We start from the raw sequence: 13,937 nt of genomic DNA on the forward strand, positions 1-13,937 counted from the left end.
AGAGAGCTTTGCCTGGATCGAAGCCTTTACGAGCCATCGTGCAATAACTGAGGATGCGATGATCGATACATCCAGTCTGTGGGAATTCTTGAGCCGTGATGCCTCCTTCTTCGGAGGGCCCCAAAGCCCGATGTTGAGCTGGCTTGGGTCGTTCGGGATCGTGCTCTTCTTCCTCTGGCAAGTCATGCGGCTACGCAGGGAAATATCCGGCGCACAGCGTCCGTTTGATCGAGTGCGACCGATGCTGACCACCCTGGCGAATGAGCGTGGAGACTTGGATCGTGAGCGCTTCACGAGTCGTGCGCTGGTGGGACTCACGGCCCCAGCCGGGCAACCCGCATCAGCGCCCAAACGGATTGACTGCGACGACCTGACCGCCCTTGAAACGGCCATGCAGCAAGAGCCCATGTTTCGGCAGCCCTGGGGCCAATTCCGCAAAACGCTGATCCTGGAGCATGTCCCCTGGTTCGTGGAACCACGCATTTTCAGCACCCGCCGCGCAGAAGATATCTTCACGCAGGACACGCTACTGAGCCATCGCGTCAATCTGGCCTTCTACAGCCAACTGCCTTCCCTGGTGACGGGAATCGGCTTGCTGCTGACGTTCCTCGCCTTGTTTATCGGTCTCAGCAAACTTCACGCGGAGGGGCAAGAGATCGCCGGCATTCAAGGGCTCATCAACGGATTGGCCGGGAAATTCCTCACGTCCATCGTCGGACTCATCGCCGCCAATCTCTTCACGCTCATCGAAAAACCGATGGTCTTCCGGCTGATGAACGCACATCATTCGTTCCTCGGCCTCATCGACAAACTCTTTCCCCGAAAGACCATGGAGCAGATGCTCGAGCAACTCACGCCGATGCATCAGGCGCAGGGAAAAAGCCTGCAGACTGCCGGTGGAGAACCGAGGGAACGTGTCGGAGGGATGAGCACAGACAGCCTGACGGCTCCTCTTGCTGAGCTGACCTCGGCAGTTCGATCCTTTACAAAATTGAAACAAGAGGAGCAGGCAGCCGGACGCCGCATGACGACTGAACTCCCGCGCGTGATCCGTGAAGAATTCACGGCGCCGATGACCGCACTCCACGACTCGATTCATGAGCTCACCACGTTGCTCAAGACAATGCACAACCAGCAGACCCAGGCGACGGCGAGATTCGACGATCTCATGAGCCACCTGACGGACAGGCTCAGCCCGCAGCGAACCGCGACTGGTAGCGGGCGCTCCGAAGGCAGCCGGTTCTGGCCGAAGCGAGCGCTCGTGTCCACGCAAGGGCCCTCCGAATGACGCGCACAACCGCACAGGGAGCCGGCGCCTCCCATACCACCATCGGCATCACCGATCTCATGACCTCGCTCGCAGTCGTGTTCATCCTGCTCTTCGCCGCACAGATCACCAAAACCTCCTCCGCCGCACAGTCTGAGCTCCAAGGCAATAGAGAGGACGTGCAGACGGCGCTACAAGACCACATCCAGCGCTTGGGGCTCTCGCTCGATGCGGACCCCCGCGACCCTCTCGCGCTCCTGATTGTCGTCCCGGAAAACAAGCTGACGTTTGAGTTCGGAAAAAGCACGTTATCCTCGACTGCGGATGAGTTTCTCGCAGAGGCCCTCCCCTTCTATGTGGGGGCCTTGTGCGGGCCACTGCGTGACAAGATCGACTCGCTCGCCATCGAAGGCCATACCGATGATCACGGCAGCGATGCCTTGAATCTCAAGTTGAGTCAGGAGCGCTCGCTGGCTGTCATGGTGAAGGGGATGGAGATCATTCAGACCAAAGAGCCATCAGCCTATCAATGTTTTCAAGAAATCACGTCGGCGACCGGACGCGGCAGACAAGACCTGATCTATGATGCGGCGGCAATCGTCAATCGCGAGAAAAGCCGCCGGGTGATTTTCAAGATTCGACTTCGTTCTGCCGAACAGCGGCATCATCTAGAGCGTCCAACCAAGGCGCTGTGATCGCTGCCGGCCGCAGGGACGAGAAAACCCATGTTTGGAAATGGACCGGCGAAACAGATCAGGCGGACATGCGGGAGCCAGCTAAGCTGCCGAGACGACGTTTCGCCCAGAGATAACTGGTGCTCAATTGAGGCTGACTGGCCTGACGAACCAATTCGGCGCCGACGAGAATGATCGCACCACCCACCATCGCATGAAGCTGGAACGGTTCGCCCAAGAAAAGACAGGCAAACAGAATCGCACAGACAGGGGTCAGGTTCTGGTATACCGCAACTGTCGCAGGGGAAATGGTTTGGAGCGCGCGATAGCGCAAGAGGAAGACGGAGGCCGTGGCCACTCCGATGTACAGCACGGAGGAAGCGATCGGCATCGACAGATCGTCGGTCGGCAGATGCCCCCAGACCAACGCCGCGACCGCCAGCAACAACGCACTGCTGCCGAACATGACCGTATTGGCGGTCATAGCCCCGAAGCGTTTCACGATGTCGGCACTCCCCACCAGGTGCGCAGCCATCATGATCGTAAAGACAAGAATCAAGAAATCTCCAAATCCGAAATTTGCTTGAAAGTTTGACAGTTTCTCTGACATCGCGATCCCGCCACCAACCAAAGACGTCACAATACCGACAATCTTGAGCGGACGACTCTGGCTCTTTTGCAGGACCACACTAAATAGTGCCGTAACCGGTGAGAGCAGACTGTAGATCACAATGTAATGGGTGACGCTGGTGAGGCGAAGACCCCAGGCCGCAATCACATAGGACCCGACCCCGAGCGCTCCCAAGAGCGTCAGTCTGAGCAAATCCCCAGCGGTCAACCCACTCAGCCCTCTCCGGTCTTGCGCGAGGGTAATCGCGAGCAAAAAGGCGAACCCGATCATCACCCTGATAAGGGCCATCCCCAGCGGATCCACCGTACTGTGCGTGAAGACAAACTTCGTGACGGTCGGTACCGTGCTGAGGAGCAGGACGGCGCTGATAAGATAGACGAATGGCTGAAGGCTCGGCGACTCCCCTGACGAACCGTTCGCTTCACCTGAACTGGTCGCCATGAATTAAAACCCTGTCAGATTGAGTACATTCAATTGCTCGATGAACTGAGTCAGACAATGTTGGTGCGCGGGAGAAATGCTGGTGATGCGGGCGCCAAATTGAGGCGCCGCCGCGTACGTAATCTCGACCGTGCAGTGGATCGGGGCTCCCTTGGTCAGCTGGAATTCGAGATCAAGCCTGTCTCCAATTGCACCAGCGAGATCCGTGCGGATCTGAAATCCCTTTTCCGTAAGGTCGAGCACTTCGCAGGGAACAACCTCAGCCCCTCGACTGACCTGGCCATTCCGTTCGATCGCGACTCTGAAGAATTCCCGCTTCTGCGTCATGTCGTCAGTGACCTTTCATACGTCCGGCTCATGATCTATCCTTGCAGGACCGAGAGGAATGAAGAGGAACGAGTCCTTCCGAAGTATAGCAGGCCCTCGATAGCCCTAGAACATCGGCCCTGAGACTACGCCAGACGGCTGGAGTTTGTGGGCGAGAACCTGATGAACCTCTGCTATAATCCACCAGACCATCCGCAGATCTTTCAACGAATTCAATCCGTTGGAATGGCATGATCCCTACCGCTCACCGCGACGACCCCAAGCTCGCACGGCTGCTCATCCTGGATGAGCTCTTCGACCTTTCGCTCTACAAAGCACTGCGGGATATTTCGACGGATGCAGATGCCAGAAATACACTAGATGAATTAGTGCTGATTGAAACCAGACACCTGGCCTTCTGGCAAAAATTCTTCGACCTCAAATTAGATCGCCTGAATCCTGGCCGACAACTGAAGCTGTGGTGCTTCATATGGCTCTGCCGCCTGTTCGGGTCCACGGCAGTCCATCTCGTCCTGGAAGCCATCGAAGTCTACGGGGTCAGAAAATATCTCGCCCTCTGGAATTCCTACCAGGATCAGCCCCTGGGCGAAGCCCTCAAGGGGATCCTGCAAGACGAGTTCAAACATGAGGATGTGCTCGTCACAAAACTGACCGAGCGAAAAATCAATCCAGAAAAGATCCGCAATATCTTCCTGGGCCTCAATGACGGGCTGGTGGAAATTCTTGGAGCCGTGAGCGGGTTCTTCGGCGCCTTTGGCGACGCCGTCACCGTCTTGATCGCCGCCTCGACCACCGCAGTGGCCGGCGCATTGTCGATGGGAGCCGGGGCGTTTCTAGCGCTGAACTCCGAAAAAGAAGTACGGGCGATGGAAGCGGCGAAAAAGCGATTCCTTGGAGAAGAGACCGGCTCAGCGGAGATGCAGGAACAGCCGTTGAAGTCAGCCTTATTTGTCGGCGGAGCCTATGTCATCGGCGCCTTGGTTCCGGTGCTCCCCGTACTCTTCGGCGCGAAAGATGCGCTGGTGTCCGTCCTGACGGCGGGGACCATGGTCATCCTCGTCTCGTCGATTCTTGCGTTCTTGTCAGGAATGGAGATGAAACGCCGGATCCTGCTGAATCTCGTGATCATCACCGTCGCGGTGAGCGTAAGTTATGCAATTGGGTTGGCGGCGAAACAGATCTGGGGGATTGCGGTGTAGCACGAGAGCCGACTTGCAGGATGCTCAACACGTTCGTCCAGCAAGGCCGCAGGCGGAGCAAGAACCGGAGGCGTACCCTCAGGGGTACGTTGAGGATTCTTGCGAGCCGAGAACGATGCTGGCGGACCTGTTCAGCATCCTGCCTTAGCGGCCGTGGACCATGGGTAACTCGCGCGACCCTTCCGCTTCCTGCTGAATGCGTAACCGCTCCAGCCGGGACTCTTCCATCACATGCTGAAGCACTTCGTCCGTCATCTGAGTCATCTGTGCCGCAGCATCTTTCATCTCGGCATGCTCGACTGCCCGTGAAAGCACCTCTGCCTTCGTGGCGCCTTTCTTCTGGCCCAGGAACGGCTTGATGATCAGATACCCGACATCACGCGCCGGCATGAAGCGAAGAAACCGCCGCAGCAGCCGAGCCGTTTGCAGGGGATAGTGCAGGAGCTTGTAGATGAAGAGCCGCTTGAGCCCCTGACGACGGACCTCGTTGATCACTTCGCCTGGCAAGCAGGTCGGGTCGATCTCCGAGCACTTAAAATACTTGTACCAATCGGTGGTTTCGCTGACCAAACCGCGCTTCACATATTCCTGCCAGAGCGGAGTCCCGCGATACACACAGAGCCGATTGAAGCCGAAGGTGTCGAGCGGCAGTTTAGAAGCCAGATCGAACGTAGCGTTCATATCTTCGACCGTTTCATCGGGGTTGCCCACGGTGAAGAAGCCATGAACGATTTCAATGCCGGCCTGCTTGGCATTTTTCACCGCAGTCGCCACTTCCTCCAACGTCTGTTCTTTCTTCAGACGATCGAGGATCTTCTGGCTCCCGCTTTCAATTCCGAACATCACCGTCCGGCAATGGGCCTTGGCCATGGCGGGGAACAAATGCTGCGCGACGGAGTCCACTCGCCCTTCGATGCCCCACTGAATCGTGAGCTTCTCGTCCATCACGCCTTGGCAAATCGCCTCGATGCGCTTGGGCTGCAGAAGGAAATGGTCGTCGACGAAATAGACGGACCCGTAGCCGCATTCTTCGAGGTACTTGAGTTCGCGCACCACATGGGCGGCTGTCCTCGCGCGCCACTTGCCTTCGTTGAAAATTGGAATGTCGCAGAATACGCAGGGCCAGGGGCAGCCGCGCGACGTTTGCATCGTCGTAAAGCGCTCCATCGACAGCACCGCCGGCACATCTAGCGGCATTGATTCCACAAAGTCGAGCGGAAGGCCTTCGCGGTCAGGGAAAGGCCATTGATCGAGATGGCGCTCCATCGGCCGTCCTGGATTCTGCACGACCTGGCCATCCTTGGCCCAGGTCAACCCGGCGACCGAAGCGGGATCATCGAACTTTTCAAGGAGGTCGAGGAGCAACTGCTCGCCGTCGCCTCGGCAGATAAAATCCACTTCGGGGCACTGCAATTTGACCAATGCGGCATTCAAGCTCGCAAAGACGCCACCGAAGGCCAGCTTGACCTTCTGGTTGGTGGCACGAATCTGACGGGCTAAAATCTTCGCGTAGGGATAGCTGGTGGTACTGAGGAAACTGAGGCCGACCAGGTCAGGCTGCTGCCGATTGATCTCTTCGAGGATGACCTCGTTCGGCGTATCGGGATTCGCCTGATCGAACATCACACATTCATGGCCGGCTTGTTTGAGCACCGACGAAAGCGACATGATGCCGATGGGCGGAAAACCCATGACTCTAATACGGCCGTTTTTTGCTCTGGTTTTTGCCGGGAGGGCGTAGAACTGGGGGTCACGCACATGGATCAGAAATACACGCATGTATCCACCCTAACATGAATGACGGGGGCAGGAGAAGTGAAATTACCAGGTCCTGATGAACTGAGAATGAGTGGGGAGAGAAGGATTGAAATGAGAAGTGGGGATGCGGTGATCATTCACCCATCCCCACTTCACTGAATATCTTACGGACGACGAGACGAGAGACTGACTTACCGCCCGAGCGCCAGCTTGATGGCATGACCGATTTCAGCCGGGTTCTTCACCACCCGGACACCGGCCGCTTCGAGCGTCTTCATTTTCTCAGCCGCGGTACCTTTCCCGCCTGAAACAATGGCGCCGGCATGGCCCATACGGCGGCCTGGCGGAGCCGTGATTCCGGCGATGAAACTCACGACCGGCTTCTTCACGTTCTTCTTGATAAACGCAGCGGCTTTTTCTTCCGCGTCGCCACCGATTTCACCAATCATGACGATCCCCTGAGTCTCGGGATCTTTCTCGAACAGGGCCAACACATCGACGAAACCCGTTCCATTGACCGGATCGCCGCCGATACCGACACAGGTCGTTTCACCTAAGCCAAGCGTCGAGAGTTGATGGACCGCTTCATAGGTGAGAGTCCCGCTGCGGGAGACGACGCCGACGATCCCCTTCTTATGGATGAAACCGGGCATGATGCCGATCTTCGCTTCATCGACCGTAATCACGCCGGGGCAGTTTGGTCCGATCAAGCGAACGTCGCGGCCATAGAGGGCGCGCTTCACCTTGACCATGTCGTTCACCGGGATGCCTTCGGTAATGCAGATAATCAACTTCACGCCGGCATCGGCGGCTTCGAGAATCGCATCGGCGCAAAATGGCGGTGGCACGAAAATCAGCGAGGTATCGCATTGCGATTTCTTCACGGCATCGCGCACCGTATTGAATACGGGAATGCCCTCGACCTCTTGGCCGGCCTTGCCCGGTGTCACACCCGCGACCACCTGCGTCCCGTAGGCTTTACACTGCGTCGCATGGAACGAGCCTTCCTTCCCCGTGATCCCCTGCACCACCACCCGCGTATGCTTATTAACGAGAATGCTCACAATGTCCTCTTCTTTCTTCCACTCGTCCCCTTATGGCTGGAAAACATCCCCAGGGGAGCGACAGGGTTAAGGCCCTGACTGCGGCCGTCGAGCGAGCACATTCTGATCGTGCGCGCTCCGGGAGCAAAAGGGCCTAACCCTGTCGCTCCCCACTCATCACGCCGCTTTTCCTGTCAGCTTCACAATTTTTTGCGCCGCTTCCCACAAATCGTCCGCCACCTCCACCTTGAGGCCGGACTCGGCCAGCAACTTACGGCCTTCTTCCGCATTCGTCCCTTGGAGCCGGACGACTAATGGCACCGTAATCTTCACTTCTTTTGCCGCTTCGATCACTCCGTTGGCGATCCGCTCACAACGCACGATCCCGCCGAAGATGTTGATGAAGATGCCCTTGACGTTCGGGTCCTTGAGCAGGATCCGGAATCCCGCCGCCACAGTTTCCTTGGTTGCGCCGCCGCCGACATCCAGGAAGTTCGCCGGTTCGCTGCCGGCCAGCTTGATCACGTCCATCGTCGCCATGGCCAAGCCCGCGCCATTCACCATGCACCCGATGTTGCCGTCCAGCTTCACGTAGTTCAGATTATTTTCTCCCGCTTCGACTTCCAGCGGATCTTCTTCATGGAGGTCGCGCATCTGCTGCACATCGGCATGCCGAAATAACGCACTATCGTCGAACGACACCTTGCCATCCAGCGCGATGAGTTTCTTGTCACTGGTGATGACCAACGGATTGATCTCCACCATCGCCGCATTCTTCTCCATAAACATCCGATAGAGATTCCCCAGCATCTGGATGAAGGGATTCACCACGGCTGGCTCCATAGCGGGAAGCCCGAGCGCAAACGCAATGTTCCGCCCGTTGTAGCCCTGGAACCCGACTGCCGGGTCGATCGCTTCGCGAATGATCTTTTCCGGCGTATGAGCGGCAACTTCTTCGATCTCCATCCCGCCTTCTGTACTCGCGATAAACACAGGCCATCCACTATCCCGATCGACAACGATGCTCACATACAATTCCTTGGCAATCGCCGCGCCTTCTTCGATCAGCAATCGCCGCACTTCCCGCCCCTTAGGACCGGTTTGGTGGGTGACGAGCGTCTTGCCAATGAGCTCCTTGACCAAGCCTGGAACAGCAGCCTTATCCTTCGTAATCTTCACGCCGCCGGCTTTGCCACGACCGCCTGCATGGATCTGCGCCTTGACGACAAACACCGGAGTATTAAGCTCGGCCACCCATGCTGCGCCCGCCTCAGGCGAGGTGATCTCTTTCCCGCGCGGAACCGTAACCCCGAATTGCCCGAACAATTGCTTGGCCTGGAACTCATGAACGTCCATCTTGCTCCCTTCAGTCGTGGGCGAATGGCACAGGGCTAGGGCGAGAGTTCCTCTCACCCTTTGCCTCTGGCCTCAAGCCGCTAGCCTTATTCTTTCCTTGTGTATGCCGGCAGGATCATGGGCGAGACGACTCCGCTCGCATTGCCATGCTTCTTCGCTTCGGCGCGGAAGCCTTTCAGATGCTCGACCGTCAATTTCCCCTGTGGCATGGCAGCCGCACGAGCAGCGGCTGTTAACCCCGATCGTTTTCCAAAGACCATTAAGTCGAGCAGAGAGTTTCCCATCAATCGATTGCGTCCATGCAATCCGCCGGATGCTTCTCCCGCCACGAAGAGATTCTTCACATCGGTCTCTGAATTCGTGTCGATCTTCACCCCGCCGTTCTGATAATGCAACGTGGGATAGATCAGCACGGGATCTTTGCTGATATCGATACCGAATCGTTCGAACTGCAGCATCATCGCGGGGAAATGCTTCTCCATCGTACCGGGACCACTTGCGGCATCGAGCAGCGGTGTGTCGAGCCAGACTCCGATTCTCCCGGACATGGTTCGAATGCCACGACCCTCTTCGCATTCCCGAATAATCGACGCCGAGACGACATCGCGGGTATCCAGTTCATTGACGAACCGTTCACCCTTCGCATTGACCAAATGTCCGCCTTCGGACCGGATGCCTTCTGTCACCAACGCCCCAATGAGCTGTTCGGGATAGACGGCGCCTGAGGGGTGATACTGAAACGTATCGACATGCATGAGTTTCGCGCCAAGCCGATAGGATAAGCAGAGTCCGTCGCCTGTCGCACCGTAGTGATTGCTGGTCGGGAACCCCTGAATATGGAGCCGGCCGATCCCGCCCGTCGCCAGAATGACAGACTTGGCTGCAACGACGACGTGGCGCTGGTTGTCGAGGTCTTTAAAAATGGCGCCGGTGCAATGGCCATTGGCATCACTCGTCAACTCGACCGCGGCACAGAACTCGAGTAACTGAATTTTCTGATTCAGGACCTCGTCCTTGAGCACCCGCATAATTTCAAGACCGGTGTAGTCTGAACAGGTGAGGAGGCGGGGCTTCGAGCTTCCGCCGCCCTTCTTCACGTGGAGATTCCCGTCTCCGTCACGATCGAACAACACGCCCAGGCTCAAGAGCCATTTCGCAATCGACGGGCCTTCTTCGACCATCACCTTGAGCAGCTGATGGTCGTTCTGCATGTGGCCGCCCTTCAGCGTATCCACGAAATGCGTCACGGGCGAGTCTTCCGGCGCCACCGAAATCTGCATGCCCCCTTGGGCCATGACGCTATTGGAGTCGCCGAGTCGAAGCTTCGTCGCCAGCATGACCTTGGCACCGGCTGCATGCGCATGAAGTGCTGCGGCACAACCGGCTCCACCACCGCCCACCACCAACACATCGGTCGTGTAGTGGGGCGTCAGATCGAATCCGTCGGCAATAGAGCTATCACCCTCCAGCAATGTCGCCAGCTCAATAGCCGTCTTGTCCCCCACATTGGGACCGAAACGGATCGGACGAAAAGCACTTGCCCGAAAGTCCGGATGATACTTATGGATCAGTTGATCGCGATCGGCCGGTGAGAGCTTAGGCAGGGTCTGCTTTCGTCGAGCATCCCGCGTCTGATGTACGATCTGTTGAAGGGCATGAATGTCCATGAATGTGCTTTCAGCGTTCAGCGACCAGCATTCAGCTTTTGCCTCATCTTCAGAAGCTGAGAGCTGACGACTGATGGCTCGTTAGGCTACTTGACCGTCGCGCAGTGATCGGCCAGTTCTTTCTCAGTCATCTTGAGGATCTTGGCCCATTCATCCGTAAAACGGCCGTCCTGAATTTCCTTGATGCGCGTATCCAGCCCCACAGGCTTCTCGGTGAAATGAGCCCCCTGCGCTCGGCTCACGTACAGGGCCACCAGATTAGGGGCGATGTCCGCGATACAGACTGGCGTACACATGCCGCACATCACGCAATCCATAAACATCTCGGACACACTTTTGAAATCGCCGAAGACCGCTTTCCAGACTCCCTCCCGCACGTCGATCTTCTGCGGGCAGGCTTCAGTGCAGGCGTTGCAGTTCCGGCAGAGCGGCGCTTCGGGATAGAGATTGAAGAGGTCTTGTTTCGGATCTTTGAGCGTCTGAATATCGTACGTCGCCTTGCGGGCTGGAAACGGCGGCATCATCGTGATCGACATCCCATCCTGAACCGCCATTTGGCAGGCCAGGCAGGTTCGCACTTTCGGATCGTCCTTGGTCCGATAGTAGGCTGCGCAGGCGCCGCAGAACCCACCGAGACAGCCGGCCCCGCGGACGACTTCCTGGCCCGAGTACCAGAGGGCCTTGATGATCGTGATCCCCTCCGGCACGTCGTACTTCTTGCCGGCGATCTCGACCGTGACCATCTTGTGCCGGGTGACTTCCGGCTGATCGATAACGTTGCTGTCTTCTTGTGCCATGGAATTCCTTAAAGGGCCAGAGGCACGGGGCTAGTGGCTAGAAGACTAAGGTTTCGCCCCCTCGCCTCTAGCCACGCGACCATTCTTCTATGCAATCGCATCCACGATGGCATTCAACGTCGCGCTCGGTCGCATCGCCTTTGCCGCCTTCGCATCGTTGGGATGATAGTACCCGCCGACATCGACCGGCTTGCCTTGTGCCGAGAGCAATTCACCGGAAATTTTGGCTTCGTTGTCCGCCATTTCCTTCGCAATCTTCACAAAGCGCGCTTGCAGATTCTTGTCCTGCGTCTGTTGAGCCAATGCCTGTGCCCAATACAGGGCTAGGTAGAAATGGCTGCCACGGTTATCAATCTCGCCGACCTTGCGCGCAGGTGACTTGTTGCTCTCCAGGAACTTGGCGTTAGCTTGATCCAGCGTATCCGCCAACATTTTTGCGGCTGGATTATTGGCCACTTTGGCCAAATGCTCCAACGACGCAGCCAGCGCGAGGAATTCACCGAGCGAATCCCATCGCAAATAGCCCTCTTCCTGGAACTGCTGCACATGCTTCGGCGCCGAGCCGCCTGCGCCGGTCTCGAAGAGCCCTCCGCCGTTCAACAGAGGAACGATCGACAACATCTTGGCGCTCGTTCCAATTTCAAGAATCGGGAACAGGTCCGTCAGATAATCGCGCAACACGTTCCCCGTGACGGAAATCGTGTCCTTACCTTCCTTGATCCGCTCCAAGGACAGCTTGGTGGCATTGGCCGGAGTCATGATCTGAATGTCGAGGCCGGTCGTATCGTGATCTTTCAAATACTGATTCACCTTCGCAATCAATTGCGTATCGTGCGCGCGGGCCTTATCCAGCCAGAAAATCGCCGGGGCTCCAGTCGCTCTCGCACGAGTCACCGCCAACTTCACCCAGTCCCGAATCGGCGCATCCTTCACCTGGCACATGCGCCAGATATCGCCATCTTCTACTTTATGCTCGAGGAGCGTCTTGCCTGCGGCATCGACCACACGGATCGTACCGTTGCCAGGGGCCTTGAACGTCTTGTCGTGCGAACCGTATTCTTCGGCCGCCTGAGCCATAAGACCGACGTTGGGCACGCTGCCCATCGTCTTCGGATCGAGGGCGCCATGCTTCTTACAAAACTCGATCACTTCATGATAGACCGACGCATAGCTGGCATCCGGAATCACACATTTAGCGTCCGCCGCCTTACCGTCAGGGCCCCACATCTTGCCGCTGTCGCGAATGACCGGCGGCATGGAGGCATCGATGATGATGTCGCTGGGCACATGCAGGTTGGTAATCCCCTTGTCGGAATTCACCATCGCCATGGGGGGCCGCTTCTGGTAGACCGCCTGCACGTCAGCTTCGATCGCCTTGCGCTGATCGTCCGGCAGTCCCTTAATCTTCGAGTAGAGATCGCCAAGCCCGTTGTCCGGATCCACACCCAGCTTCTTCAGGGTCTCGCCATGCTTTTCAAAGACGTCTTTATAGAACACCGTCACGGCATGACCGAAGATCTTCGGATCCGAGATCTTCATCATGGTGGCCTTCAGGTGGATGGAGAACAAGACCCCCCGCTTCTTGGCATCTTCGATCTGCTCTTCAATGAACGTCCGTAGCGCACGGACGCTCATGAACGTCGCATCGATGACTTCCCCAGCCTGCAGCGCCACTTTCGGCTTGAGCACCGTGGTCTTGCCATCCTGGCCGACAAACTCGATCTTGGCATCAGTCGCCGCAGTCGTCGTCATCGACTGTTCATTGGAGAAAAAATCTCCGCCCTTCATATGGCTCACATGGGTCTTGGAGTCCGCACTCCAGGCGCCCATCTTATGGGGATGCTTCCTGGTATGGGCCTTCACAGAGAGCGGCGCGCGGCGGTCGGAGTTGCCTTCGCGCAGGACCGGGTTCACCGAGCTGCCGATGCACCTGGCGTAACGCGCCCAGATCGCCTTCTCTTCGTCGGTCTTCGGGTCCTCGGGGTAATCGGGAATCCTGTAGCCGCGCGCCTGCAGTTCCTTGACGGCCGCGACCAGTTGCGGCACCGAGGCACTGACGTTGGGCAGCTTGATGATGTTGGTGTCGGGATCCTGGGTCAGTCGCCCCAGTTCGGCCAGAGTGTTGGGGACCTTTTGCGCGTCGGTCAGGTAATCGGAAAGCTCTGCCAGGACTCTAGCCGCGACCGAGATGTCGCAGCCGACCACATCAACGCCAGCCGGCGCGGCGAAGGTCTTGATGATGGGCAGAAACGCATACGTCGCCAGAAGCGGTGCCTCGTCGGTGAGCGTGTAGATGATCCTGGATTTGCCTGCAGCCATTCGTTCCCCCATGTTTTTCGTGTGTTGAAAATATCTCTTTATGAGCCCATCAGCAGCATTATGAGTCCTTCCGGCAAATTCAAGTACTTCCTGCTTTCAAACTTTCAGGTGCCGGTAGAGAACGGTCGACAGGTAGCGTTCGCCGAAGGAGGGGATGATGACTACGATCCTTGACGCCGTGGGCGGGATTGAAGAATTCGAGCTTCAGCACAATCGCGGCGTCGATACCTGCGTTCATGCGATTGAGCTTGACCAGCGGCGTATTGCCGATCAGTTGGTCGATGCTGTCGGCGATTTTCATGTTTGAACTCCCTGGCTGTATGCGGTTGACCGTGGCTGATAATCAAGGTTACTGCCAATGCAGGGGACTTGCTCGCGTGGCCCAAGCAGGAAGATTCTCTGTCGATATTCGCCAGGGGGAAAAATGGCCGCGCGCGGCGACAGTCCATTCGTTTCAA

Annotated in this window: 11 protein-coding genes and 1 pseudogene; 3 read left to right on the top strand and 9 right to left on the bottom strand. The window is 57.3% G+C overall.

Annotated features, from left to right (window positions below; genetic code table 11):
- The first annotated feature begins 58 nt into the window (after nucleotides 1–58).
- On the top strand, nucleotides 59–1,288 hold the full coding sequence (locus tag Q7U76_03020; GenBank protein MDO8355346.1) for a hypothetical protein: 1,230 nt from the start codon (nucleotides 59–61) through the stop codon (nucleotides 1,286–1,288).
- On the top strand, nucleotides 1,285–1,962 hold the full coding sequence (locus Q7U76_03025) for an OmpA family protein (protein MDO8355347.1): 678 nt from the start codon (nucleotides 1,285–1,287) through the stop codon (nucleotides 1,960–1,962). Before Q7U76_03020 ends, Q7U76_03025 begins: the two co-directional genes overlap by 4 nt.
- A 58-nt stretch (nucleotides 1,963–2,020) precedes the next feature.
- Here the strand turns inward: Q7U76_03025 and Q7U76_03030 are convergent, their stop codons facing one another.
- Both Q7U76_03030 and Q7U76_03035 read right to left on the bottom strand, forming a co-directional pair.
- Nucleotides 2,021–3,013, bottom strand: coding sequence for a DMT family transporter (locus tag Q7U76_03030; protein MDO8355348.1), 993 nt, complete (start codon nucleotides 3,011–3,013; stop codon nucleotides 2,021–2,023).
- 3 nt (nucleotides 3,014–3,016) lie between these two features.
- On the bottom strand, nucleotides 3,017–3,340 hold the full coding sequence (locus Q7U76_03035) for a PilZ domain-containing protein (GenBank protein ID MDO8355349.1): 324 nt from the start codon (nucleotides 3,338–3,340) through the stop codon (nucleotides 3,017–3,019).
- Nucleotides 3,341–3,570: 230 nt separating this feature from the next.
- Between Q7U76_03035 and Q7U76_03040 the strand changes: the two genes are divergently transcribed.
- Entirely contained in the window at nucleotides 3,571–4,539 is a 969-nt protein-coding gene (locus Q7U76_03040) for a VIT1/CCC1 transporter family protein (protein ID MDO8355350.1), read from the top strand.
- A 144-nt stretch (nucleotides 4,540–4,683) separates the two neighbouring features.
- Here the strand turns inward: Q7U76_03040 and Q7U76_03045 are convergent, their stop codons facing one another.
- From Q7U76_03045 to Q7U76_03075, 7 genes and pseudogenes are all read right to left on the bottom strand, one after another.
- Nucleotides 4,684–6,318: a radical SAM protein gene (locus Q7U76_03045; GenBank protein MDO8355351.1), complete on the bottom strand. Its 1,635-nt coding sequence runs from the start codon at nucleotides 6,316–6,318 to the stop codon at nucleotides 4,684–4,686.
- Between the two features lie 170 nt (nucleotides 6,319–6,488).
- On the bottom strand, nucleotides 6,489–7,361 hold the full coding sequence (gene sucD, locus Q7U76_03050; GenBank protein MDO8355352.1) for a succinate--CoA ligase subunit alpha: 873 nt from the start codon (nucleotides 7,359–7,361) through the stop codon (nucleotides 6,489–6,491).
- A gap of 156 nt (nucleotides 7,362–7,517) precedes the next feature.
- On the bottom strand, nucleotides 7,518–8,696 hold the full coding sequence (gene sucC, locus Q7U76_03055; protein MDO8355353.1) for an ADP-forming succinate--CoA ligase subunit beta: 1,179 nt from the start codon (nucleotides 8,694–8,696) through the stop codon (nucleotides 7,518–7,520).
- A gap of 86 nt (nucleotides 8,697–8,782) precedes the next feature.
- Nucleotides 8,783–10,363 (bottom strand): FAD-binding protein, encoded by a 1,581-nt coding sequence (locus Q7U76_03060; protein ID MDO8355354.1) that lies wholly within the window; start codon nucleotides 10,361–10,363, stop codon nucleotides 8,783–8,785.
- Nucleotides 10,364–10,449: 86 nt separating this feature from the next.
- Nucleotides 10,450–11,160: a 2Fe-2S iron-sulfur cluster-binding protein gene (locus tag Q7U76_03065; GenBank protein MDO8355355.1), complete on the bottom strand. Its 711-nt coding sequence runs from the start codon at nucleotides 11,158–11,160 to the stop codon at nucleotides 10,450–10,452.
- An 87-nt stretch (nucleotides 11,161–11,247) separates the two neighbouring features.
- Nucleotides 11,248–13,479, bottom strand: a complete 2,232-nt coding sequence (locus Q7U76_03070; GenBank protein ID MDO8355356.1) for an NADP-dependent isocitrate dehydrogenase — start codon at nucleotides 13,477–13,479, stop codon at nucleotides 11,248–11,250.
- A gap of 163 nt (nucleotides 13,480–13,642) precedes the next feature.
- A pseudogene (locus Q7U76_03075) lies at nucleotides 13,643–13,780 on the bottom strand (cysteine synthase A).
- Nucleotides 13,781–13,937 lie beyond the last annotated feature (157 nt).

The sequence above is a fragment of the Nitrospirota bacterium genome (assembly GCA_030645475.1).
GTDB lineage: Bacteria > Nitrospirota > Nitrospiria > Nitrospirales > Nitrospiraceae > Palsa-1315.